This window comes from Variovorax sp. OV700 (assembly GCF_900099805.1).
GTDB lineage: Bacteria > Pseudomonadota > Gammaproteobacteria > Burkholderiales > Burkholderiaceae_C > Variovorax.
On the sequence record NZ_FNDR01000016.1, the window covers coordinates 99,422 to 123,683 of the forward strand.

The 24,262-nt window shown below is 63.4% G+C and carries 23 protein-coding genes and 1 tRNA gene; 3 read left to right on the forward strand and 21 right to left on the reverse strand.

Translation table 11 applies throughout. From position 1 onward, the window contains the following. Positions 1–5: 5 nt before the first annotated feature. Genes BLR24_RS27400 through BLR24_RS27420 form a run of 5 tightly spaced genes read right to left on the reverse strand, consistent with a single transcriptional unit; the run spans position 6 to position 5,156 of the window. A complete protein-coding gene (locus BLR24_RS27400) occupies positions 6–809 on the reverse strand; it encodes a flagellar hook-basal body protein (RefSeq protein WP_093023339.1) in 804 nt (267 codons plus the stop codon). Positions 810–826: 17 nt separating this feature from the next. Next, positions 827–2,923: a flagellar biosynthesis protein FlhA gene (gene flhA / locus BLR24_RS27405; protein WP_093023341.1), complete on the reverse strand. Its 2,097-nt coding sequence runs from the start codon at positions 2,921–2,923 to the stop codon at positions 827–829. Then, positions 2,920–4,014: an EscU/YscU/HrcU family type III secretion system export apparatus switch protein gene (locus BLR24_RS27410; protein ID WP_093023343.1), complete on the reverse strand. Its 1,095-nt coding sequence runs from the start codon at positions 4,012–4,014 to the stop codon at positions 2,920–2,922. Before BLR24_RS27410 ends, flhA begins: the two co-directional genes overlap by 4 nt. Further along, positions 4,014–4,847, reverse strand: a complete 834-nt coding sequence (locus tag BLR24_RS27415) for a flagellar biosynthetic protein FliR (RefSeq protein ID WP_254787626.1) — start codon at positions 4,845–4,847, stop codon at positions 4,014–4,016. Before BLR24_RS27415 ends, BLR24_RS27410 begins: the two co-directional genes overlap by 1 nt. A gap of 42 nt (positions 4,848–4,889) precedes the next feature. Next, entirely contained in the window at positions 4,890–5,156 is a 267-nt protein-coding gene (locus BLR24_RS27420; RefSeq protein ID WP_093023347.1) for a flagellar biosynthetic protein FliQ, read from the reverse strand. Between the two features lie 488 nt (positions 5,157–5,644). Between BLR24_RS27420 and BLR24_RS27425 the strand changes: the two genes are divergently transcribed. Together BLR24_RS27425 and BLR24_RS27430 are read left to right on the forward strand one after the other, a co-directional pair. Continuing rightward, positions 5,645–5,860, forward strand: coding sequence for a hypothetical protein (locus tag BLR24_RS27425; protein WP_175543368.1), 216 nt, complete (start codon positions 5,645–5,647; stop codon positions 5,858–5,860). 164 nt (positions 5,861–6,024) lie between these two features. Further along, a complete protein-coding gene (locus BLR24_RS27430) occupies positions 6,025–7,128 on the forward strand; it encodes an SMP-30/gluconolactonase/LRE family protein (RefSeq protein WP_093023351.1) in 1,104 nt (367 codons plus the stop codon). A gap of 21 nt (positions 7,129–7,149) precedes the next feature. Here the strand turns inward: BLR24_RS27430 and BLR24_RS27435 are convergent, their stop codons facing one another. The 10 genes from BLR24_RS27435 to BLR24_RS27485 all read right to left on the reverse strand — a co-directional run bounded on the left by BLR24_RS27435 (position 7,150) and on the right by BLR24_RS27485 (position 16,939). Beyond that, entirely contained in the window at positions 7,150–9,393 is a 2,244-nt protein-coding gene (locus BLR24_RS27435) for a LamG-like jellyroll fold domain-containing protein (RefSeq protein WP_093023354.1), read from the reverse strand. Between the two features lie 178 nt (positions 9,394–9,571). Further along, entirely contained in the window at positions 9,572–9,955 is a 384-nt protein-coding gene (locus tag BLR24_RS27440; RefSeq protein ID WP_093023356.1) for a DUF427 domain-containing protein, read from the reverse strand. Positions 9,956–10,364: 409 nt separating this feature from the next. Continuing rightward, complete coding sequence (locus BLR24_RS27450) at positions 10,365–11,465, reverse strand: 5-oxoprolinase subunit C family protein (RefSeq protein WP_368086204.1); 1,101 nt, start codon at positions 11,463–11,465, stop codon at positions 10,365–10,367. Continuing rightward, entirely contained in the window at positions 11,362–12,063 is a 702-nt protein-coding gene (locus BLR24_RS27455; protein ID WP_093023360.1) for a 5-oxoprolinase subunit B family protein, read from the reverse strand. Before BLR24_RS27455 ends, BLR24_RS27450 begins: the two co-directional genes overlap by 104 nt. Before the next feature lie 21 nt (positions 12,064–12,084). Continuing rightward, complete coding sequence (gene pxpA / locus BLR24_RS27460) at positions 12,085–12,843, reverse strand: LamB/YcsF family protein (RefSeq protein WP_093023362.1); 759 nt, start codon at positions 12,841–12,843, stop codon at positions 12,085–12,087. A gap of 21 nt (positions 12,844–12,864) precedes the next feature. Further along, positions 12,865–13,317, reverse strand: a complete 453-nt coding sequence (locus BLR24_RS27465; RefSeq protein ID WP_093023364.1) for a VOC family protein — start codon at positions 13,315–13,317, stop codon at positions 12,865–12,867. Between the two features lie 3 nt (positions 13,318–13,320). Further along, the gene (locus BLR24_RS27470; protein ID WP_093023367.1) at positions 13,321–14,094 is read right to left on the reverse strand and encodes an SDR family NAD(P)-dependent oxidoreductase; all 774 of its coding nucleotides are present in this window, start codon (positions 14,092–14,094) and stop codon (positions 13,321–13,323) included. 12 nt (positions 14,095–14,106) lie between these two features. Then, positions 14,107–15,282 carry an NAD(P)/FAD-dependent oxidoreductase gene (locus BLR24_RS27475; RefSeq protein ID WP_093023369.1) on the reverse strand — a complete coding sequence of 392 codons (1,176 nt, stop codon included), beginning with the start codon at positions 15,280–15,282 and terminating at the stop codon, positions 14,107–14,109. Positions 15,283–15,316: 34 nt separating this feature from the next. Further along, entirely contained in the window at positions 15,317–16,135 is an 819-nt protein-coding gene (locus BLR24_RS27480; RefSeq protein WP_093023371.1) for an NAD(P)H-dependent oxidoreductase, read from the reverse strand. Positions 16,136–16,168: 33 nt separating this feature from the next. Continuing rightward, positions 16,169–16,939, reverse strand: a complete 771-nt coding sequence (locus tag BLR24_RS27485) for a helix-turn-helix domain-containing protein (protein ID WP_093023373.1) — start codon at positions 16,937–16,939, stop codon at positions 16,169–16,171. Between the two features lie 350 nt (positions 16,940–17,289). Here BLR24_RS27485 and BLR24_RS27490 point away from each other — a divergent pair, with 350 nt between their 5' ends. Continuing rightward, on the forward strand, positions 17,290–17,799 hold the full coding sequence (locus BLR24_RS27490) for a DUF1993 domain-containing protein (protein WP_093023375.1): 510 nt from the start codon (positions 17,290–17,292) through the stop codon (positions 17,797–17,799). Between the two features lie 288 nt (positions 17,800–18,087). Here the strand turns inward: BLR24_RS27490 and BLR24_RS27495 are convergent, their stop codons facing one another. The 6 genes from BLR24_RS27495 to rsmB all read right to left on the reverse strand — a co-directional run bounded on the left by BLR24_RS27495 (position 18,088) and on the right by rsmB (position 24,220). Continuing rightward, positions 18,088–18,570: a GreA/GreB family elongation factor gene (locus tag BLR24_RS27495; RefSeq protein ID WP_093023377.1), complete on the reverse strand. Its 483-nt coding sequence runs from the start codon at positions 18,568–18,570 to the stop codon at positions 18,088–18,090. A 479-nt stretch (positions 18,571–19,049) separates the two neighbouring features. Continuing rightward, positions 19,050–19,125, reverse strand: a tRNA-Phe gene (locus BLR24_RS27500). 18 nt (positions 19,126–19,143) lie between these two features. Further along, entirely contained in the window at positions 19,144–19,845 is a 702-nt protein-coding gene (locus BLR24_RS27505) for a response regulator (protein WP_093023379.1), read from the reverse strand. Between the two features lie 91 nt (positions 19,846–19,936). Beyond that, entirely contained in the window at positions 19,937–22,267 is a 2,331-nt protein-coding gene (locus BLR24_RS27510; RefSeq protein ID WP_093023382.1) for a sensor histidine kinase, read from the reverse strand. Then, positions 22,264–22,911 carry a DUF4390 domain-containing protein gene (locus BLR24_RS27515; protein WP_093023384.1) on the reverse strand — a complete coding sequence of 216 codons (648 nt, stop codon included), beginning with the start codon at positions 22,909–22,911 and terminating at the stop codon, positions 22,264–22,266. The genes BLR24_RS27510 and BLR24_RS27515 overlap by 4 nt, the downstream gene beginning before the upstream one ends. Then, complete coding sequence (rsmB, locus tag BLR24_RS27520; RefSeq protein WP_093023386.1) at positions 22,892–24,220, reverse strand: 16S rRNA (cytosine(967)-C(5))-methyltransferase RsmB; 1,329 nt, start codon at positions 24,218–24,220, stop codon at positions 22,892–22,894. The genes BLR24_RS27515 and rsmB overlap by 20 nt, the downstream gene beginning before the upstream one ends. Positions 24,221–24,262: the final 42 nt, after the last annotated feature.

Consider the following 24,262-nt stretch of genomic DNA (forward strand, 5'->3'; position numbering starts at 1 on the left):
GCGGCTCACGAGAGCTCGCCGAGCTTGCGAATGGCTGCGCCGATCATTTCGTCATAGCCCAGGGCCACTCTCTGCATGGATTCGAAATGCCGCATCGACTGGATCAGCTGCACCATTTCCTGCAACGAGTTCACGTTGGAGTTCTCGAGAAAGCCTTGCCGAAGATCGATCTCGCTGTCCGTAAGCTGGCTCGGCACCTGGCCCGTGCCCATCAAGCCGTCCCCCATGCGCTGCAGGCTTGTCATGTCGTCGAACCGAACGACTTTGAGCTGCGCGATCGGGGTGGATTCAGCTCCGCCGCCGGGCTTTGCCTCGAAGACCAGGCCCGCGGCATCGATCGTCGGATTGGGATGGGTGAGCACGATTTCGCCGCCCTGCCCCATGACCGGATGGCCTTGCGCTGTGACGAGCCGGCCGCGCGCATCCAGTTGCCAGTTACCCTGCCGCGTATAGGCAAGTCCCGCGTCGGTAGATACCTCGAAGAAGCCCGGCGTCGTGAGAGCCACGTCGAGGTTCTGGCTGGTCGTCTTCAGCGTACCGGGCCGCGCATCGGTCTGGATCAGGAGGGCGCCGACAGAGGCCGCAGCCGCGCCCTCGGGCGACCTTGCCCCCTCGGCCTGCAGGCCGCGGGCCGCAACTTCGGCGGTGGTCATGGCGGCGGCGAAAGCTCCCGCACCGGATGGCAGCGCCATGGCAACTTCGCGCTTGTACCCGGGTGTCATGGCATTGGCCATGTTCAGGCTGATGCGCTCCAGACGGCCCATGTCCTGTTGCATGCTGTGCAGGCTGATGGCCAAAACATCGGTCATGGAATCTGTCCTGTGTCTCAAATCTGAACGACGCCGAACGACTTCAGCTCGACGGTATGGGGAACCTCGGTCATCGACAACACGCGCAGATGCGGCATCACGCGCTCCGACAACGCACGCACGTGGCGGCGCAGCTCGGGGGCGCAGAGCAGCACGGGCAGCAGGTTGCTTTTCATCATCCGTTCGGTTTGTTGGACCAGGCGCTTCATGAGCTGCTCGGTCAGGCGCGGGTCAAGAACAAAGGGCTGCGCGCCCCCTTCTTCGGTGCCCGAATGCACGCTTTGCAGGAACTGGCTTTCGATCGCGGGGTCGAGGGTCAGGACATGCAACGACGTCGCTTCGCCGAGAAGGCCCTGGCAGATCGCGTGACCCAGCCGCTGGCGGACGACTTCGGTGAGATGGTTGGCATCGCGGCTGGCACGCCCCGCATCGGCGAGGGTTTCGAGGATCGCCTCGATATGGCGCACGGAGACCTTCTCTCGCAGCAGGTTCTGCAAGACCTTCTGAACGTCGCTCGACGAGAGCACCGTGGGGATCAACTCCTCGACCAGGCCGGGCTGGGATTGCCGCACACGGGCCAACAGGCGATCGACTTCTGCGCGCGTGAGCAACGTGGCGGACTCACGCCTGAGCATCTCGGTCAGATGCGTCATGAAGACAGTCGGCGCATCGACCAAGGTGTATTTCGCCTGGCTGGCCGCTTCGCGCTGGCTTTCCTCGATCCACAACGCTGGCAGTCCGTACGTCGGGTCGCGGGTCGGCTCGCCAGGCACCGACTTGATGTCCCCCGCGGGATGGATGGCGAGCAGCCTGTCGGCGCGAGCCTCGCCCTTTCCGACCAGCACGCCGTCGAGATGAATTTCGTACCTGTCGGCCGATAGCCGCGCCGAATCCTTGAACCGGACACGTGGCAGCACCAGGCCGAACTCCTGCGCGTGCTGCTTGCGGAAGCTTGCGACACGCTCCATGAAAACGCTGCCGGGCTGATTGATCAACGGCACCCAGTTGCTGCCCAGTTGAACCTCGATCGGCTCCACCTGGAGCTGCGCGTAGGGATCGTCATTCGTGGAGGCGGCTGCGCCAACCTCCGCCGTGATTGGCGCATCACCCGCGGCGCCGCCAGGTGCTCCGGCATCCCTCGCGCCTGCGGTCTTGGCCTTGGCCGCGCGGTAGAGCATGGTCGCGGCCAGCAGGAAGCAAGCGGTCAGCGCGAGCGTCGGCACGGCGGGAATACCAGGTAGCACAAGCAAACCGCCGAGTGCCATCGCCACGAGAAGAAGCGTCTTGGGGAACGAGCTGATCTGCCTCAAGGCCTCTCGGCTCAGATTGGCGTCGGACGCGGAACGCGTGACGATGATGCCCGTCCCGACGGCGATTACGAGCGCCGGCACCTGCGTCACGATGCCGTCGCCGATGGTCAGCAGGGTGTACGTCTGCAGCGCCTGGCCCCAGGGAAGGCCGTGCTGCATCACGCCGATCACCAGGCCACCGATGATGTTGATCAACAGGATGATGATGCCGGCGATCGCATCGCCCTTGACGAACTTGCTGGCACCGTCCATGGCCCCATAGAAGCCGGCTTCTTTTTCGAGGTTCTTGCGGCGACGTTGAGCCTCGGCCTGGTCGATGAAGCCCATGTTGAGGTCGGCGTCGATGCTCATCTGCTGGCCCGGCATGCTGTCGAGCGTGAAACGAGCGGCGACCTCGGACACCCGCTGGGCACCGCTGGTGACCACCACATACTGCACCACGATGAGGATGAGAAAGACGATCAACCCGATGACGTAGTTCCCACCGACCACGAAAGCGCCGATTGCACCGATCACGCGTCCGGCATCGCCATCCGAGAGGATCAGCCGGGTGGCCGCCACGTTGAGCGACAAACGAAACAAGGTCGCGATCAGGAGCAGCGACGGGAAGGTGGAAAACTCCACCGGCCTGGCCATGTAGAAGGTCAGCAGCAGCACGAGAAATGCGAAGCTGAAGTTGCTCAGGATCAGGAAATCGAGCAGCCCGCTGGGTATGGGTGCAAAAAGCACCACCAGCACGCCGAGCACGAGCAGCACCAGCGCAATATCGCTGTGTTTGCCGAGAGTGCGTGCCAGCGCGTTCATGAAACCGTTCCAGCGCCAACGCGACCTTGTCGCTGTTCACGCATCGCGAACACCCAGACGATGATGCGTGCGACCTGCGCATAGAGATCAGGCGGCACCGGATGGTCGACCGCCAACTCGCGATAGAGCTGCCGTGCCAGCGCGGGGTTGCGCACCACGGGGATCCGATGGCGCGCGGCAATCTCGCGCATCGCGGCCGCCATGTGCCCGGCGCCTTTGGCAATCAATTGAGGAGAGGCCATTCGGCCGTGCTCGTACTTCAGGGCCACCGCAAGGTGGGTTGGATTCGTGATGAGCACGTCCGCATTGCGCGTCTGTCGCAGCGCCAGGCTTCGCTTGAGCATTTCGCGGCGCAGTTCCCGCAACCGGGCCCTGATGCGCGGGTCACCCTCGCGTTGCTTGGTCTCGTCCTTCAGTTCACGCTGGCTCATGCGCATCTTCTTGGCGAATTCGTGCCGCGTATACATGAGATCTAGCAAAGCAATCAGGCCCAGCACGAGCGCCAACTTGAGTCCCACGCTGGCAAGGTCGCCAAGGAGCGTGCGCAGGTATCCCACCGCGGACAAGGATGCGAGTGCATAGAACTGGCCCGCCAGGGCCTTGAGACTCATGAATGCGACCAGCGCTAGCAAAGCGAGCTTCCCGAGGGCGCGCGCGGTATCGAACAGCACTCGCATCGAGAACAGCTTCTTGAGGCCATTGACCGGGTTGACGCGATCGAAGTCGACCTTGACCGGCTCGAACGAAAATATGGGCCCGGTCTGCACCATGTTGCCGACGATGGCCGCCAACATGACCGTCGCGAAGAAGGGAGCCGAGATGGCAAGCCCGGCCCGCAAGGCGCGCTCGATCATGGGCCAGAGGCCGACCCCCGAGGGCTCCATCCGCCCCGCGTGGACTAGCAGCGCCAGATCGAAGCGGAATTGGCTGACCACCGCTTCGAAACCCCGCCACGTCAAATAGACGACTGCGACGGCAAATACGAGTGCCGCTACGAGGTCCGCGCTCTTCGCAGTCTGCCCGCGTTCGCGCGCGCGCTGCAGCTTGTAGGGCGTGGCCGCTGCGTTTCGATCGAGATCCTGCTCAGCCATCAGCGAATCTGCTCACGCCGAGGCGAAACTGCAGGCGGAGTGTTAGCCGCGACGAAAATGGCATCCCAAGTGGTGGCGATGGTTGCGTAGACCCGGGTCATCACACCGCCAATGCCCGAAAACCAGAGCGACAACGCAATGAGGCCGACCACGATCTTGATGGGAATGCCCATGGTGAACATGTTCATCTGGGGAAGGTTCCGGCCCACCACGCCCAGGACGAACTCCACCAGCAGGATGCAAAACACTACGGGCGCGGCCAATGCGAAACCCAGGCTGAACAGGCCGGTCCCCTGTTTCAGCAACGGCTCTGCGGCATGCGCCAGAGACCATGGTGCACCGACGGGAAAGCGTTCGACGCTGTAGCCGATGCCACGCAACAGTGCGTGATGCCCGTTGACCAGGAAGAAGACAAGGACCGCAAGGTATTGAAAGGCCGTCGTCAGGATCGGAACCGGGCGTGCCGTGACGGGATCGATGATTTGCGCAATGCCGAAGCCGAGTTGAATGTCGAGCAATTGCCCCGCTACTGCGAACGCACCGAAGGCCAGCAGGATGCCAAGCCCCAGCGTTGCTCCCAGGACCAGTTCCGCAATGGCAGCGAAAACGAAGGACTCCCAGCCACCCCAGATGCCCGTGGGCAGGGAAAGCCCCGATGCGAGCGCAACGGACAGCCCCAGGATCAGCAGCATGCGAACCGAGGCAGGCAGAGGCACGGCGTAGAACACCGGCGTCATGGCGAAGGTGGCGGCGACCCGCAAGGCCAGAAGGCCGGTGAAAGCCAGCCATGCCGTTAAGCCGAACTCAGGCACCGCCGCAAGCAAGGCAGGCACCGAATGTGATGGCAAGAGGTCCATATGGAGAAGGCGCTCGATCTAGAACATCGAGGGAATGCCGCTCCACAGCTGAACGGTGAACTGCGTGAGTTTGCGCAGCATCCAAGGCCCCGCCAAGATCATCACTGCGCCAGCCGTAACGAGCTTGGGGACGAATGTCAGCGACATTTCCTGCACCTGCGTCACGACCTGAAGCACGCTGATGACAATGCCCACGAGCATGGTGAGCCCGAGCAGAGGAAGGCATACCCAAAGCCCGGTCCAGAACAGATCCGACATCATCTTCAGGGCAAGATCCGCGTGCATGAAATTCTTTTGTCTGATCAAAGCTTGGCAGAACTTGTCTATGGCGTTTCAACCATCATTGCGATTTCGTTCATGCAAATAGCCAGAGGAACGATTTGTTGAGTATTCGAGCTCAACGTCAGCCGTCGAGCATTCGGATGTACGGCTGGGGATTGTGATGTTGCTCGACAGCAATGAAAGTTAACAATAGTCAAACGCTTGGAATTACCTGCGGAAACCGCGACTTAGTTCTCAGCGCGGAGGCTGTGCAGTCTTCAGACTACCTCTTAAGAACTAAAAATTGAGCTGGTCAGACTTTCATCACTTCGAATGGCGGGAGCAAAATCTCGGGGCCAATGGTGCTGTGCTCAATGCAGTGTTTTGAAGTTGTCATTTGCATAGTTCGCCGCGCATCGCATAGGGCCCACCCCGGCCTCAGCTTGAAACGGTGCCATAGCATTCGAATTCCGCCTACAGACATTCCGCCGCGACTTGTGCAAGTTGAGCGCATGACACACCCCATCGAACTCATCATCGAGGAGCCAGCCCTCGGTTCATATGTCTGGCGCTTGCTCGAAACGGACACGGAGGGAACGAATCCCAAAGTGCTTCGCGACGCCTTCGACGCGGCCGACACCTATGAAGCCGCGCTGGCCGCCGGGCAACGTGCGCTGCAGACTGAAATTCGACGACGCACCTCTTCCACCCAGACCCAGAACGCGTGACCCGCGCGGGCTGCGGACGGCATGCCGCGGTCGGCCACCGTGCCGACGGCTTGTTTCCGCCGCAGATCGGCAATGTCTCCCGTGTCCTCCTGTACGTAAGATCGGTCCCTCGCCTGTGAGCACAGGCGAGCAGTACCTTTCCATACGACACAGGAGATCTACCGATGCAGAACGGAAGCCGTCATCGCCGCCAGTTCCTGAAGACCGCCGCGGGCTCCGGATTGGCGGCCCTCACGGGACTGGCCGATGCGCAATCTTTTGAATTCAAGCCCAACCAGCGCTATCCGGACCCCTCGGTGCTGATCCTGGACCCGAGCTTTGCCAGATACCGCATCTACAGCAGCACCGTCGAGCAGGTGGGCAGCGGCATGCGGTGGGCAGAGGGGCCGGTGTACTTTCCCGACGGGGGCTACCTGCTGTGCAGCGACATTCCCAACAACCGGATCATGAAGTACGACGAGCGAACCGGCAGGTTCACGGTGCACAAGCAGAACGCCAACTTTGCCAATGGCAACACGCGTGATCGCCAAGGCCGCCTCGTCACCTGCGAGCACTCCGTCACGCGCCGCGTGGTGCGCACTGAGAAAGACGGCCGCATGACGGTGCTGGCCGACAGCTTCGAGGGCAAGAAGCTCAATGCGCCCAACGACGTGGTGGTGAGGTCCGACGACACCGTGTGGTTCACCGACCCGACCTTCGGCATCAATGGCGAGTGGGAAGGCTCCAGGGCCACGCCGGAACAGGCGACGACCAACGTCTATCGCGTTTCAACGGACGGCAAGCTCACCGCGGTGATCACCGATCTGATGAACCCGAACGGCCTCGCGTTTTCTCCGGACGAGAAGAAGCTTTACGTGGTCGAGTGGAAAAGCACGCCCCACCGCAGCATCTGGAGCTACGACGTTTCAGCCGACGGCACCAGCGTGTCGAACAAGACCAAGCTGATCGATGCGGACGGGCCGGGTGCGCTTGACGGATTTCGTGTCGACCGCGACGGCAACCTCTGGTGCGGCTGGGGCTTCAGCGGCGCGTTCGCGCCCGAGCCGACCGACATCGGCGGCGGAATGAAGGCCCACCTGCCGCTCGGAAAGTCGGAGGATTTCGACGGCGTGAAGGTCTTCAACCCGCAAGGCAAGCCGATCGGCTTCATCCGGCTGCCGGAGCGCTGCGCAAATCTCGAGTTCGGCGGGCCGAAGCGCAACCGCCTCTACATGGCGAGCAGCCATTCGCTCTATGCGCTCTACGTAGAGGCGCACGGAGCGGTTTAGCAATCGCGGCCCGATGCGTCGCTACGCGGCCAGCGACGCAATCTCTGACGCCGGCAGCGCACCGTGGTAGATGCGGAAGTCATCGAGCCGGCCGCGCAGGAATGGATCGGTCGAATACTGCGAGCGGCCGAGAAAGTTCTGCGTGGTCTCGCCAAGATCGAACGGCGACAGCGTCATCTGCGCATTGCTGCCGGCCACCGCGCCATCGACGTACAGCGTGCCAAGCGAGCCGGACAAGGTCACGGCCACATGCACCCAGCGGCCCGTGGGCAGCGGCGACGAGCCCTCGATCAGCTGATTGTTGTAGCCGTGCACGGTGGTGATCGCATAGCGCACCACGCCGGCGCCGCTGCGTGGCGTCAGCATCATGTAGCGGCGCTGGCCGGAGCCGAAATCGAACACGCGCGACCACGTCGAGATGGCGTCCAGGTACACCCAGCATGCGATTGTGAAGTCGGCCAGGTTCTTCACCGGCGCCGCGGGAAGGCTGACGTAGTCCGCGGCGCTTGCCAGGCCGACGGCGCCGCCCTCGTGCCCCGCCACCCACGCCGGATTGCCCGCGAGTGTGCTGGCGGCAAAGCGGCCCGTTGCATCGACGGCCGAAGTACCTTGCGCTTCGTCGAACTTGAGCTGCATCAGCAACTCGGCCTTGATGGCGGCCCTTGCCTCCGTGGAAGGAGCGCTCTCGCCGCCCGCATTCACCGCCACCACAACGTAGTGCCACACCTCACCGGCGCTGACGGTACTGTCGGTGAAGGTGAGCGTGTCGGTGATGCCCGATGTCACTGTGGTGTAGGGCCCGCCCGCAATGGCCGCGCGCTTGACGGTGTAGCTCAGCGCGCCGGTGCTGCCCCACCACGACAGATCGACCTGCGCTGCGCGCACCCGCGCCGTGAGCCCGTTCGGCGGCACGAGCGTGGCGATCGGGTCGCGCGTGTAGGTGAGCGTTCCGAACCCCAGCTGGTCGCCGTTGTTGCCATCGTCTTCGGGGCGCATCTGGATGGCCTGCAGCAAGGTATAGGGCGTGGCGATGCCGAGCCGGTTCGCATAGTGGTTGTAGACGCTTTCCCAGATGCCGCGCCGGTGCCCCTGAGCGCCGGTCGACAGCACGCTTTGCGTTCCCTGCTTGTTGATGTTGGTAAAGAATGGCACGGTGTAGAAATCGCCGGAGCCATCGCGAAGGTTGGACTTGGCCACGTACTCGGCCCCGGCCAAAAAGCGGTTGTTCTCGTAGCTGTAGACGTCGTCGCCCTGGTTCCAGGCCATCTCGCAGAACACTCCCGCCAAGCCGATGCCGAGCGTGCAATGGCCTTGGTCGCGGCCGCTCTCCTGCCACTGGCCAAGGTAGCCCGGATGCACGTGATAGACCGCCTGCAGTCCGGCGCCGTTGCCTTGGCCGGTCTTGTAATAGCCGAGCGCCTCGTCGTAGAGGTCGGGCCGGTCGCACAGCACGCCGATGGCCAGGATCGAGGCCAACGTGCATTGATCCCAGTTGGCCCAGTAGTTGGTGATTTCGGCACCGTTGTGGTTGACGAGGAAGCTGTGGTTGAGCGGATAGAACACCGTCAGCATCATGTTCTGGAAGCGCGCAAAGTCGCTTGCCGCCCAGCCCGGATAGGACCGCATGATCTCGGCCGCATTCGCGAACTGGTGACCGTAGATGCCCGCCGCCAGGAAGCGGTCCGCGTTGCCTTCGATCGACGTCAGCGTGGACGACCAGGCGTTGAGGAAGACGACTGCCAAGTCGGCATAGCGCGTGTCTTGCGACACCTTCCAGCGCAGTGCCAGCTGATAGCTTCGAGCGATGTCGATGTACATCTGCGCAAAGTTCTGGTCGTCTCCGCCGCGAATCACCGTGGCGAGCGGCCGCGGGGTGGCGCCGAGCTGCGAACGGCCATTGGCTTTCAACCTGTTCCAACCGTCGAGCCAGGGCTGCGCATTGGCCGCGACCTTTGCGCGCATGCGATCGAAGTCGGCCTCGGTATGCAGGAGGCCGGGGTGCACGAATTTTCGCGATGGAGCGGGTATTTCTTCGGCCGCGGCATCGGTCGAGGAATCGGGCCCCGCGGAGGAGACGACAGCCGAGGACGTGGAAGCGTTCTGCGATGCCGCGGCCAGCCCGCCGAAGCCGCCCGCCACGCCTGCGCCACCCCCTCCTCCTCCGCCCCCACACGCGGTCGTGCCGAGCGCGACCAGGCTCATTGCGCCCATGCAGAAGGTGCGGCGGCCTAGGGGAATGTTGTTTTCACTGTCTTGTGGATGCATGTCGAAGCGCTGTTGGTTAAAAATTGTTACAGCAACATGCATGCCAATCGGCGGATGAAACCTTTTCCATTCGCCGATCGGCCCTCATCCACGCCGCGGCATGCCGCGAGTGCCCCAGAGATGACACTCAGCGTCACATCGGGGCGCCGATGCGCTCAAGAATGTCAGTCCCGTCGGTTCAGCTCTTCGGGCCGATATGAATCTCCGGAAACCTGTCGTCGTAGAACGCGATGCGGCCCTTCAGGGCCTTGTGTTCGTCGTACGGGCTCTCATACGTCCAGGCGACGTCGTCGATCTGCCGTTCGCCCAGGCTCACGCTGTAATAGTTCGCATGGCCCTTGAATGGGCATTCTGAAATCGTCTGCGAGTGACTCAGCTTCTCCATGCGGACGTCGCCGCGCGGAAAGTAGTAACGCACCGGGGACTTGTCTTCGTCGACCTTGATCACGTCTCTCGAGTTGGCGACGACGACGCCTTCGACTTCAACTTCCATCGGCTGCTCAAGCTGTTCTTCCCGCACCTGGTGATCGGGCCATTTGCGGTGTCCTGGTGATTTGCTCATCTTGAACTCCTGGTTGGTCGAGATGGCTCTTGAACCAGTCGCATGCCAATATCGAAACGGCGCCGAGCGCACCGGGCTCTTCGAACAGGTGCGTTGCGCCAGGCACCAGCGACAGCCGCTTCTCTGACTCGAAGCGACTGCCGTTCGATGGGCCAGGCTTCGGAATACATGCCTACCCTTTCAAAGGGCGGGCCTCAGCAGTGGCTGCGGAGGGCGCGTGTGTGCGGAGCGTGTGCGGAACATCTCGAATGTCATTTCGGTTTCCTTGCGTGCGAAACATATGGCCTCGCACATGAACCACTGTATTTTTCGGGCACGCGCTTTCTGTAGGGTGATGCTCACATCGGCGTAGGCGAAGCGAACCGTTGCATCTTGAAAGAAGAAGGGCATGCCCGAACGCCGCCCCGCGTTACGCCAGAACAAATCCGCTTATCAGGTTCTCTCTCATCAACCGGTTTTGCAGACTGCCCAAAGGTCTTGCAATCTCTTTCAGGAACTGGCTTCGGAGCGGCGCTTCCGCTCGTACCAAGCGGATCGCCTCCATTGCGTCTACGGCTTGAAAACCCAGGTTGTCGTGCGGTCGAAGCTGGGACAAGCCATCGAGGTCCGAAGACAAGACTGTGGCGATCTTTGGGTAACCTCCGGTGGTCTGGTGGTCGGCTAGCAATATCGAAGCCACGCCGTCGCCTCCGACCTGTATCGAGCCCCGCACGATCGGCTCGGAAGGGATGGACAAGGCATCCTTCAGTGCCAACTTCGGGCCGGAGAGACGCATGCCCATCCGGTCGCAGGCCGGCGTGACCGCAAAGCTCTCTTGAAGGAACGCAGCCGCGGAGTCAGCCTCGAATCTGCCGGTCTGCGGCCCCAGCACAACCCGCGCGAGCTTGCGCGAATAAGCAAAAGCGGGAACCGGAAGATCGCCCTCCCGTTCCTCCGCAATTCTGGTGTTGCGCAACAAGACCGCGGCACCGGGAGCAAGGCTGCCGCCACCAAGACCAGACGTCGAATGCGTTGCGGTGTGCCCTGCCCACTGCTCGCACACCAGTTCTCCACAGAACGCCAGGTAGGCCCAACTTCCCCAACGTCCGGGACGAACCGACAGCACGTCTCCTGTACGGATGGTTCGCACGCACCAGGACTTGGTCAGCGCGCCTGAATGGCGAACCTGGAAGTCGCCCCCAGAAACGCAGCACGTCACCTCGCCCGATTCGCACACCACTTCCAGCCCGCCCATGGAGATTTCCATGGCGGTGGATCCCTCCGGGCATCCCAGCGCAATATTGGCGGCAGCATGTGCAAGTCGATCCATGGGCCCCGAGGCCGGGACGCCAAACCTCAGCATGCCCGGTCGCCCGCCGTCCTGGTAGGAGACCAGCGGGCCGCAGGACCTGACCAGCAGCCTGGCCTCAGTCATGGTTGCCACTCTCTCGTCGTGCTTCGTACTCCACCAGGCTGATGCGCTTGAACCTGACCTTGTCCCCCACGCCGAAAAGAAAAGGAGCGCTTTCATCGCGGGTCAGGATCCGGGTGGGCGACCGGCCGATGATGGACCACCCCGTGGGCATCTTGAGTGTCGTGACAAGACATTGCGGCCCTGCGATGAGCACGCTTCCAGCGGCGATGTCCCGAAGCGCCGACGGCTTTCGCGGCACCTGGATCTCGCTCGGCACGCCCGACATGTACGCGTACCCGGGCGCGAATCCATACATGCGAACTTGATAGTCACCCTGCAAGTGAAGCTTGATCACCTCGTCGATGCAAAGGCCCGACGCCTGGGCCACCGCGGCAAGATCGGGTGCGAAGTCTTCTTCATAGCAAATCTCGACCTCGCGCAGTTCCCCTCTAGGCTGGCCGGCGGGGGGATCTTGCTGCAGGTTTTCAGCAGCCTCTCGAATCCGGGTGTGATCCGTGACCAGGGGATCGAAGTCGATCAGCAGGCTGACAAATGCCGGGATGCATTCGATCATTCCCTCGGGCGGTGAATGCGCCAATGCCCGGTCGAGCGCGAGCACTGCCGCATTGGCCTGGTCGGTGATCACATCTCCAAAGGAAACCAGCAGCGAGTGGTCCGCAACAGGAACATACGTTGGCCATCCTTGCTCGAGCATCGAACTTCCTCGTACCGGTAGCTAGTCGAGAAACGAGACCAGCGTGACCCCTTCGGCCTCCAATCGCATCCGGACGTGGCGGGCCATCTCGACGGACTCTGCACTGTCGCCGTGGACACAGATCGATTCAGCCTTCAACGGGATCGGCTCGGCGCCCAGGACGGGCATCTTCCCGGTCTTCAGGAAGCCGATCAAACGATCCGCGGCGTCCCTTGCATCGTGCAGCACCGCGCCCTCCTGGCTGCGCGGCACCAGATGGCCATTGGGCAGGTACGCGCGATCGGCGAATATCTCGGAGAAGACCTGAAGCGCCTGTTCACGAGCGGCGTGCTCCAGGTTCGTGCCCGATATGGCAAGGATCGCAAGGGCGGGATCGATCGCCTTGACCACCGAGACAATGGCCTTGGCAACCGCCATGTCGGCCGCGGCAAGATTGCCAAGTGCGCCATGGGGCTTGACGTAGCTCACCCGGGTGCCCGCCAGGCGAGCCATCGCCGCAAGGGAGCCGACCTGCGCCGCGACCATCCGGCCGATCTCGGCGGGTTGCATCGGAATCACGCGTCGCCCGAACCCCTCGCGGTCGGCATAGCCGGGATGGGCACCGACCTTCACCCCACGGTCGGCAGCCAATCGCAATGTCCTGTACATCGTTTCCGCATCACCGGCATGGCCGCCGCAGGCGATGTTCGCGCTGGTGACGCAGTCGAGAATCAGCGCGTCATTTCCCATGACCCACGGGCCGTAGCCTTCACCCAGGTCGGAATTCAGATCGATCCGCATCCGCGAGTCCTCGTTTTATTTCTACTTGCCAGGGAGATTCGTTGCACGAGTGAGCAGCGTCACGCCTGCGCCCTCGGCCGAGGCGTAGTAGGTAAAGCCCGTGCAGTTCGCGCGACGCCCCCGCATCAGCACGGGCAGTCCCAGCGCTCCGGCTTTCGTCTCTGCCGCATCGGCATCCGGAACCTCGAACCCGATGTGGAAAACTCCCTCGCCCTTGCTGTCCAGATGAACGCGCTGCGGCGACGGTTCATCGTTGGGCTCGCAAAGCTGGATTTGCACATTGGGCAGGTTGCAGACCCTGTACTTGAGCGTGCGAAAGCCGGCCTCGCTGGGAACGCTCAGCTCTTCATACTCGGACAAGGGCGGGTACTCGGTCCAGGGGCCCACGCCGATGGATTCGTAGTAGGCCTGCGTCTTGTCGATGTCGTGCACCACCATGCAGATGTGGTGAAGCTTGTTGAACGGGTGTGACATCGATCAGCCCTTGACTGGAACGACATAATTAAGAACGCGCCGTCCCCCGTCCACGTACATGGTTTCTCCGGTGATGTACGACGCATCTTCACTCGCAAGGAATGCGACGACCGACGCAATTTCCGACGGCTGGCCGTAGCGGCCCAGCGGGGTCCGCGAGAGGATTGCATGATTGCCCGCGCTCTGGACAAACGCCCCGGCAACCATGTCGGTCATGATGGTCCCGGGCCCGACGCCGACGACCCGAATGCCGTGCGGCGCAAACGCCACCGCCGCGGTAGACGTCACCTGATTCATGCCGCCCTTCGAAATCGCGTACGGCGCAACGTTGGGGTTGGCCAGCCCGGAGTTGATCGAAGACATGTTGATGACCACGCCGCCCTTGCCTTGGCTGATCATCTGGCGGCCCGCGGCCTGTGTCCCGTAGAAGGCGCCCTTGAGATTGACGTCCAGCACGCGGCCGAGCATTTCTTCGGTGACGTCCAGAAACTCCACCACCGGTGCGATACCGGCATTGTTCACCATGATGTCGATGGCACCGAAATGCTGAACCGCCGCCTCGACAAGGCTGACCACCTCGCTCTTTTTCGAAACGTCCGCACGCACTGCGAAGACATTGGCTGCCGTGCCTATCTCATCGGCCGTCCTGGCCAGAGTCTCTGCGTCGATGTCGGAGACAACCACTTTTGCGCCCTCGGCCAGAAGACGTTCGGCCGTCGCGCGCCCGATGCCTCGCGCGGCCCCTGTCACCACTGCAACTTTGCCTGCAAGCCTCATTTCGACTTCCTCTCAATAAACGATGGATTCAAACAATGGCGTCGAGGTGCGAATGCGCGCCCAACCCAGTGGGGTCATGTCGATCGACCGGAACTCTCCGGCCGTGATCAGTTCTGCAACCCCTCTGCCGACAGCTGGCGCGTGCATGACGCCATGGCCGGAAAACCCCGTCGCGAAGATGAGGTTGGTCAACTCGTCATGAGCACCGACGACGCCGTTGTGATCGAGCGTGTTGACTTCATAGTGTCCAGCCCACGCCCGGTTCAGGCGCAGCTCTTCCATGGCCGGAATGCGCTTGGCAAGCAACGGCCAGAACAACTCATCCATCAACTCGTGATGAGGTTCGAAGTCTCCATCGGCGTCCACGTCGATCTCGACCGGCGGCTGGATGCCTCCGATGTAACCTTCCCCTTCAGGCCGGACCCAGATGCCGCTCGAGTCGAACAGCATCGGAAAATCGTTCGACCTGAAAGGCGTCTTGAAGGAGAACACCGTGCGTTTCTTCGGCACGACCGGCAGCCCGATTCCCAACGACGCGGCCAGACGCCCGGACAGCGCCCCTGCGGCCAGAACGCAGAAGTCGCACGCCAGCGAGTCTCCGTTCGACAACTCGACCCCGGTGACTCTCGCGCCATCTGTCTTGAACGCGTTGGCCGCTGCTTCCACATAGTCCACGCCAAGCCGGCGCGCCGCGCGACGCACCTCGGAGAGCAGGCTCCAGGCATCGAACCAGCCTTCGTGCTGGACACCCAGCGTTCCAATGCCAACGTCGTCGAAGTTGATGCCCGGAAAGCGCGCACCGAGTTCATCGGGGTCAAGCACCCGGATGTCCGCGCCGTTGCTGCGCTGCATCCTGACGGCTTCTATGCGCTCGGCGACTTGATCGTGGCCTCCGAGGATCAGGTAGCCTTTTTCCCGATACCCGATGTCTGCCTCATCCCCGAACACGGCCTTGATGTTGCGGAACATATGAGCGCCGAAAAGGCTCATCTGGATGTTCGTGGCCGTTCCGAACTGGGTTCGTATCGAGGCAGCGGAAAGGGCCGTCGAAGAAAACTGGTACGACGCATCTTTCTCCACGACGGTGATCCGTCCCGTGAAGCCAGCCTTGCGCAGCGACCAGGCACAGAAGCTGCCGATGATGGCACCACCAACGATGACAACCCGGGCTGAATTTGCCAATGACATGATCGATCAGTCAACGATTCGCTGAACAGCGCCTTCAAACACTGGCCGGCATCACGCTCGGCGACTGCCGTTGCGCGAACGTCGACGCCGATTCCTCGAACGCCTGCCCGGCAAGCGGGTTCCACTGCACACCCGACCGCGCGGCGACACCCGGCTTGAGCCGCTGCGACTCGTCGTAGTCGCTCCAGGGATGAAAGAACAGCGGCTCGACTTGGTCGATGTTGCGCAAGCGCTCGGCATACGCATCGAGGTAGGACTGCCGCTCCTGCTGCGGCACGCGCGCAGGCATCCACGCGGCGAAGGGCGGCAGCACGGTGAATCCGGTGTAGCCCAGGATCCCGTTGTGAATGGGCCAAAGCACATGATGAAGATCGCCATCGATGCCGTTGGGCTCGTAGAGCGTAGACGCCGTTCCTGTCGTGATGCTGAGCATCGCGCGCTTGCCCTTGAAATGCCCGGTTTCGTATTTGCGCCCTGCCGAGTAGGCGAAGCCCCGGCTGAGAACGCGGTCGACCCACCCCTTGAGGATGGCGGGCATAGAAAACCACCAGACCGGAAATTGCAGCAGCACGAAGTCGGCAGCCGTGACCTTGGCCTGCTCGGCCACCACGTCCGGGCTCTGCCCGCCGGTGGCAAATGCATGTTCCTGCTCCCTGGAAAGATCCAGGTAGTCGGCGTTCGCACGTTCGCCCTCGAAGTCGGCGGGCCCCAGCGCCGGATTCCAGCCCATGCGGTAGAGGTCGCTGACGACGACCGTATGGCCCATTCGCTCAAGCTCGCGAATGGCGACGTCTTTCAGCGCTACATTGAAAGATGCAGGCTCGGGGTGGGCATAAACGATCAGACAGTTCATGCCGGAAATTCTGCGCGCGAGAGTCAGGCGCAGCTAGAACGCACGACGCACCTGGTTGCGGTTTTCTGCATAGTCGAGACGCGAAGCACGGTACTGCGCCGGCGTCATGTTCGTCGCCACCTTGAACTGGCGCGAAAAGGCGCTGTGATCTGCGTAGCCGCACGCCGCGGCCACGTTCGTGATGGACGCCGACGTTTCCTCCAGCATCTGGCATGCCTTGTCGATGCGTTTTTTCATCAGCAGCTGTTTCGGGGTCACGTGGAAAACCTCGAGCACCAGGCGCCCGAGCGTGTCCATCGATACCGACGCATGGTCCGCTGCCTCGGCGATCAGGACCGATCGATCAAGGCCCTCGTCGATGAAGTCCAGAAACCTCTTCAGCCGGCGGTAGCTGTGATGGCGTTCGTTGGGGCGGGGCAAGTCGCGTGACAACCCGGCCAGCCCGACGATGCGGTTGTCGGCATCCAGCAGGGGGAACTTGGAGCTGAGGCACCAGTACCGGTCGCCGCGGTAAGTCTGGTACAGGCGCAACAGCTCGCGGATCGGACGACCGCTGCCAATGACTTCGAGGTCTTGCGCCACCGTGCTCACGCCGGTAACCGGGAACAGCTGGTCCGCAGTCTTTCCGGCGACGCTCTCGCCGCCCTGCAGGCCGGCCCGGTCAATCAAGGTCTGGTTCGCCCAAAGGTAGCGGCCCTGCTCGTCTTTGACGTAGAACAGCACGTCAGGCAGCCTGTCGAAAAGCGTTTCGACCAGCCCGGGCGTTCGCGTGAGCCACTCCTGTACCTGCTCGTCCAGTCGCATCCGGTTTCCTTGCTCGATACCCTAATTTGCTTGGCGCCTAGTCAAAGCTGACCAAATGTCTGCCGCGTTAGTCTGTGAATTACACAGTCGACCCGTTGCGAGCGTTCGACGTTGGTCTGCTGGTGGCGGCTATGCAGCGATTGCGGTCTGTCGTGCGTCTGCAATTGACGTCCGTTTCTTGCTAGTGAACTGCCCTTCAACGCGGCTGCTCCGACTGCCAGCGGGAAGAAAAGCTGGCCACAAAAGCCGGGGCGATTCAGTTCGCCCTGTGCTGTTAGCCTTACATGGTCGGCAGGGCCTCTGCCACGCCAACTCCGGCCATCGTGCCCAATTTTAGAAGTGAACTCACTATGACCAGCCCGCTGTACAACGCCTCCGTTCCCGTCATGCAGCAGATGCTGCGCGCCCTGTCCGACGTGCTCAAGAAGGCCGAAGACCACACGACGCAAAAAAATATCGATCCAAATGCGCTGCTGCAGGCGCGGCTGTTCCCTGACATGTTTCCGCTAGTACGTCAGGTACAGATCGCCGCAGACTTCTCCAAGGGCATTGCCTCCCGCCTGGCTGGTGCCGAGGTGCCGTCCTGGCCCGACACTGAGGTCAGCTTCGCCGACCTGCAAGCGTTGATCGCCAAAGCTTTGGCCCATATCGGCTCCTTCAAGTCTGAGCAATTTGATTCCAGCGAGAGCCGCGAGATCGTATTGCGCCCCGGCACCCCCAAGGAAAAGAAGCTGACCGCAGGCGCATATCTTCTGCACTATGGACTGCCACAGTTTTTCTTCCACGTGACCACCACCTATGCCATCTTGCGCCACAACGGTATTGAGATCGGCAAGCGCGACTACATGGGTGCCTACTAACCCAAGACAGACAGGAGTTCAGCCACTCTGGCCACTGCCGCTCGATAGCAACTAAAGCCTCCGCGTTCGACGTTGGCCTGCTGATGGCGGCTATGCAGCGATTGCTGCCGGTGATGTCGGCCCCCTGAGTTCACGGTCTTGGCCATGCAGCGCTCATTCATGCGCCAGTGTCATCTCGGACCCAGTGGCCGGTTTCAACGGACCGCTGACCTGGCCAGCCAGCCGGTACGTTCACGACGCCTGAACGTCTGCTGACCTCGGCCAATTCGGCGTGATCATGCTTGCGGCTTAATGAACCCGCAGCACCTCAAACTGCCGTCGGGTTAGAGCCACCTGTATTGACACCTCATCACCCTCGCACTTGCCCAGCATGGCCCTGCCCAAAGGTGCTTCGCTGCTGATGACCTGAACGAGCTGAGCGCCGCTGACCAACGTCATGCTGCCCCCATTCGGACCGAGGAAAAGCTGTTGCTGCTTGTCGTCGGAATCGACTAGGCAGACCAGCGCGCCGCGCTGTATACCTTTGCTGGCGTCGTAGGGACGCGGGCGGAATTGGCGCCAATTGGCCATCGCCTGGCGGATCGCTTCGGCGCGCCGAGCTTGGCCCGTGGCCAAGTAGGCGGCTTCGAGTCCCAATGTGTCGTATTTGTTTTCGGCGATGTTCTCTTCGTGAGTCGCCGTTTCATGGGCCGCCCGCACCGCCTGCTCGGCTTGCAGCAGGTCTTCAGCGAGCCGTTCCAGCACCTGCTGTTGCAGCAAGAATTTATCCATGACGAAAGGTCGGCATCTCGAGCAAGCGGTGGTAGGTTTTGAATATGAAGGGCTCCAGAACCCTTCGACGCTTATGTTGGCTGCAGGTTAACTTCAGCTTTGGGCCACCCGCGCCGTTCGCTGCCTGGTGTCGAACGGCAGCAGACAGTCTCAAGCTGACTATGGAACTACATCTGACAGGTAGACGGAAAAACCTGACTGGCAGCCCAAGAGATCTGAATCCTCAACGGGCAGGCTTCAGCGTGAACTGGCGGCCGAGGTTCACTTGACGGCATGAGGGAAAACGTTGGATGCTGGATTTGTCGCGCTGCAGTAATTTCTAATCGCCTCTTGGTCTGGAGGCGCTGTTAATGGAACAGTTACTGCACAATCCCTCGGAAGCACCCGGACCGATGCGGAGGTAGGCGCAATGAAAAAGCCCTAAGTAGTTGATTTACTTAGGGCTTTTGGACTTACGCGGACAACCGCGAAAGTAATGTTGGTGGCCTGGGGCGGAATCGAACCACCGACACGCGGATTTTCAATCCGCTGCTCTACCAACTGAGCTACCGGGCCTTGGTGTGCAGCCTTAAATTATACAGCGCTTCTGCGGCCTCTCGAAAGATCGACTCCAAGTTGTTTGAGCTTGCGATAAAGATGGGTCCGCTCCAGCCCCGTCTTCTCGGCCACGCGAGTCATGGACCCGTTTTCCATGGCGAGGTGGAATTCGAAGTAGGCCTTCTCGAAGCCGTCGCGCGCATCGCGCAGCGGGCGGTCCAGGTCGAAGCTCTGGGTCGATTGCGGCCCGGCATCGGGCACCGGCACCGCCGCCAGGGAGGCCAGCAGCAGGCTGTCGCCCGTGGTGGTGATGGCGGCCGATGGATTGACGCCCGCGGCCGGGGGAACAACGCCCGCGGCTGCGCGCCTTGCGCTCTCGCGCGCGAGCCCCTGCTCCACGGCCTTGAGCAGCTTCTGCAGGGTGATGGGTTTTTCGAGGAATGCGAAAGCGCCGATGCGCGTTGCATCGACCGCCGTGTCGATGGTGGCATGGCCGCTCATCATGATGACGGGCATGCTCAAGAGCCCGGCCGTGGACCACTCCTTCAGGAGCGTGACGCCGTCCGTGTCGGGCATCCAGATGTCGAGCAGCACGAGGTCGGGTCGTGCGCGTTGCCGCGCGGCGCGTGCTTCGGCCGCGTTTTCGGCGAGCTCCACGTTGTGGCCTTCGTCATTGAGAATTTCGAAGAGCAGGTCCCTGATGCCCAGCTCGTCATCGACCACGAGAATGTTTGCCATGAGTGCTGCTTGTCTTGTGCGCTGGTATCTGAATGATGTGTATGGGTCCGCCAGCCTATCCATCGCCTGGAGGCGATGGATTCTTTCGCGCTCAGGCGGCGGAAGACTTCGAATCTTCGGTGTGAGCGGCCGCTGCCTGCGACGCGCCTGCCAGCGCGAATGATAGCGAGACTTGCGCCCCTGCTACAGCCCCATCGACAACACGGTTGGAAAGCTCGATGCGCGCGCCGTGTTCGTCCGCGATCTTCTTGACCACGGCCAGCCCCAAGCCGGTACCTTTTGTCTTCGTGGTGACGTAGGGCTCGAAGGCGCGCTTGAGGATGTTTTCGGCAAAGCCGGGGCCGCTATCTTGCACGGTGAGGCGCACGCGCTGGCCCGAATCGCCGAGGCGGGTGCGAATGATGACTTCACCGGCACGCCCGGTGCTGCTGGCGGCGGCCTCGGCGGCGTCCTGGGCGTTCTGCAGCAGGTTGTGGATGACCTGGCGGATCTGCTGCGCGTCGCCGCGGATCGGCGGGCAGCGCTCGTCCAGTTCGGAGCGCAGCGCAATGGGGGCGTTGTCGACACCGTAGAGCTGAAGCACATCGACCAGCAGTGCATTGAGGTCGACCGGCTTGAGATCGGCCGCGGGCAGGCGGGCGTAGTCGCGGAACTCGTTGACCAGGCGCTTCATCGCGTCGACCTGGTCGACGATGGTCTTGACCGACTTGACCAGCACGGCCTGCTCGGACGGCGCGACCTTGCCGGAGAGCTTCATCTCCAGCCGCTCCGCAGAAAGCTGGATGGGTGTCAGCGGATTCTTGATTTCGTGCGCCAGGCGGCGCGCGACTTCGCCCCAGGCCTGGGCGCGCTGGGCCGAGACGATCTCGGAGATGTCGTCGAACACCAGCAGCCGGGCGGCACCGGGCAGCTCGGCGCCGCGCGCGACGATGTTGATGGCGCTGTCCTGCTGCGGCAGATCGATGCCGGTGGCGTGGAGCTCGAAGGCGTGCTGCCAGTGATCGAGGCCGTGCTGCAGGCGTTCGACCTGGAATTCGTCGAACTGCTGCTGCACGCTGTTGCCGAAGTCGGCCAGCCCGGGCACCTGGGCGAGCGGCATGCCCTCGTAGGCTGCCAGCGGGGCGCGCAGCACGCGGGTGGCACCGGGGTTGGTGGACAGTATGGTGCCCTTGGCGTCGAGCACGATCACGCCTGAGGTCAGGTTGTCCAGAATGGTCTGCAGGTTGGCGCGGGCGGCGTCGAGCTGGCCCATGGTTTTTTCGACCGCGCCGCGGGCATCGGCCAACTGCTGGGTCATGACGGCAAAGGAACGCGTGAGGCCGCCCAGCTCGTCCTTTCCTTGCAGCACGGTGGTCGGCCGCAGGTCGCCGGCGGCCACCTGGCGAACGCCGTCGGCCAGCACGAGCAGCGGCCGGGCCAGCTGGTTGCCGAACAGCACCGCCAGCAGCACGGCGCCGAACACGGCCAGGAACAGGCTCAGCGTGAGGGTGCCGATGTACATCCGCCTGAGGCCTTCGCGAGCCAAGGCCCGCTCCTGGTATTCGCGGTTGGCCTCCTGCACGGCGAGCGCATTGGCCACCACGGCGGGCGGCAACGGCTGCGTGACCTGCAGAAAGCGCGGCGCGGTGTCGAAGTCGAACCCTGGGCGCTGCACCATGGCCAGCGCGCGCACGCTGGCGGGAGGCAGGGTGGTACCCGGCGGGGCCGTTTCGTCCAGGCCTTCGATGTGGGCGATGGCGCGGTCGCCCCGCGCCTGCCGCAGCTGCTGGCTGGTCGGCCGCTCGGGGTTGAGCTGGAAGCGCGAGGTACCCGCGCTGGCGACGAGTTGCCCGGTGCCGGTCCAGAGCACCACGTCGGACGCCTGCAGCTGGTCGCGGATGCGCTCCAGAACCAGGCCGGCGCTCGCGTCGGGCACCTGCACCAGCTGCGCGCTGGCCGCGCGCGTCTTGGCGGCCAGGTCGTCGGAGAGCGAATCGAGCGTGGCGCGGCCCAGGTTCAGGCCGGCATCGAGCGCGCCTTCGACCTTGACGTCGAACCAGCTCTCGATCGATCGTGCGACGAACTGGTAGGACACCACGTAGACCAGCGCGCCGGGCACGACGCCCACCAGCGCGAAGATGGCCGCCAGCTTGATGAGCAGCCGACTGCCGAACTTGCCCTGGCGCAAGCGCCGCAACAGGCGGAAGGCGACCCAGCCGATCACCAGCACCAGCAGCACCGCCACCACCACGTTGATGCCGAAAAGCCGTACGTAATAGCGCTCGTACAGTGCGCGGTTGTTGGTGGCTTGCGCCAGCAGGAACATCAGCACCAGGCCGATGGCAGTGACCAGCGCGGCGCCCACGCCCACGGCCCAGCGGATCGCGCGCGCGCGGCGTGCGGCGGGGCTGGCCGCTGCGCCGCTGCGCGGCTTGGTGCTCACCGCTGCTTCTCCAGGGGCAGCTTGGCGTTGCGCTCGGCAACGATGTTCCAGTCGGCCTGCCCGACCACGCCGATCTGGAACGGGCGCGGCAGCTGCGAGGTGTCGAGCCGGAAGCGGAACACGACTTGGTGCGAGGGTTCGTCGCCGATCTCGGCCGCGTCGCCCAGCCGCAGCCGGCCGATGCGCTTGACGGCGTCCATGGCATCGGCAAGGCTGTCGAAGTTCTGGTTCAGCGAAACACCGAATCCCGCCGTGCCGGTAATGGGCACCGGCGACACATTGAGTCGCCAGCGGCGCGTGAGCGGCTGGTAGGCAAGCCGCATGTGGCGCGTGACCTGGGCCACCTTGCGGTCGGTCCAGTACCAGCGCTCATGAAAAACCTCGGCCTCGGCCACGAAGTAGATGGCAATGCCCTTGTCGAGCACCTCCTCGACCAGCGAGGGCAGCTCGAACTGCACGGCCGCGGTCAGGTAGACGCCGTCGTCGGCCTGTTCGAGCCGCATCTGGGTGACCGACGCAGCGGCGCGCCCTTGCGCGGCCGCGGTGAGAGGCAGCCAGCTCAGCAGCAGCACGCACGCCAGCAGCAGCGCCGCCAATGCCGTGGCGCCACGCCGCCCACGGGCCTCAGCGCGGGCGTTTTTCAAGCAGGGCGTAGAAGAAGCCGTCGTGGTCACCTGAGGCATTGTCCGGGACTGCGCGGGCATTCGCCCCGCTTTGGGGAAGCAAATGGCCTGGCGATGCCTTCAATCGGGCGTCGGTGTTGTGCGCAAGAAACGCATCGATTTGTTGCGAGCCCTCTTCCCGGAACACGGAACAGGTGCAATAGAGCAGCCGCCCGCCGGGCCTGACCAGCGGCCAGAGCGCCGCCAGCAAGGCCGCCTGCTGGACCGCGAGCTGCGAGGTATCGCTTTCGCGGCGCAGCCAGCGCACGTCGGGGTGGCGCCGGACGATGCCCGACGCCGTGCAGGGCGCGTCGAGCAGGATGGCGTCGAAGGGCGTGCCGTCCCACCATTCGGACGGCCGGGCGGCATCGGCCACCACCACCTTGGCGGCCAGGCCGAGCCGGCCCAGGGTCTCGTCGATGCGCCGGCTGCGTACCGCGTCGACTTCGAGGGCCGTGACCTCGACGGCCTCGGGCCCGGCGAACTCCAGCAGGTGCGCCGTCTTGCCGCCCGGGGCGGCGCAGGCATCGAGTACGCGCAGCGGCGCGGCGCCTGCCACGGGAAGCATCCCTTCGAGCAGCAGCGGCGCCGCCATCTGGGCAGCAGCGTCCTGCACCGAGCATTCGCCATCCGCGAAGCCCGGCAGTTGCAGCACCGGCCGGGCGCGCGCCAGCTGCAGGCCGGCGGCTCCCACGCGCACCGCCGCCAGGCCGACGGCCTCGAGCGCGAGCTGGTAGGAAGCAACCGTGGTTTTCTGCAGATTGACGCGCAGGGTCATGGGCGCGTGGGCGTTATCGGCCGTGAGCACGCGCTGCCAATCGCGCGAGTGGTCGCGCTTGAGCCGCTCGATCCACCAGCGCGGGTGGTTCCACTGCGCGACCGGTTCATGGTCGGTGGCTGCCACGAGCTCATCACGTTCGCGCAGGAAGCGGCGCAGGCAGGCATTGATGAAACTGGCTTGTGCGCGCGTGGCCGGGTTGCGCTTTGCAGCCTCGACCGCCTGGTCGACCAGCGTGAAAGGCTCGTAGGGGGCGTGCTGCGCATCCCAGGCCAGCGCCAATGCGGTGCACAGCAAGGCATCGGGCAACGGCGGTGGCGTGCGCTTGGCAAGGTGGCGGCGCAACGCCTCTGCGCGGCCCAGCCAGCGCAGCACCTGAAAGCCGAGCGCCTGCACGCCCGGCCGCATGGCCGGCTCCACCGCTTCGAATGCGACGGTGCCCGAGCTGCCGGCGCGAATCGACGCCAGCGCCACGGCAGTCAACTGCAGCTGGCGCCAGAGCGGGGGTTGCAACAGCGGTGCGGTGCTGCCGCCTGGATGATCGGAAGATAGTTC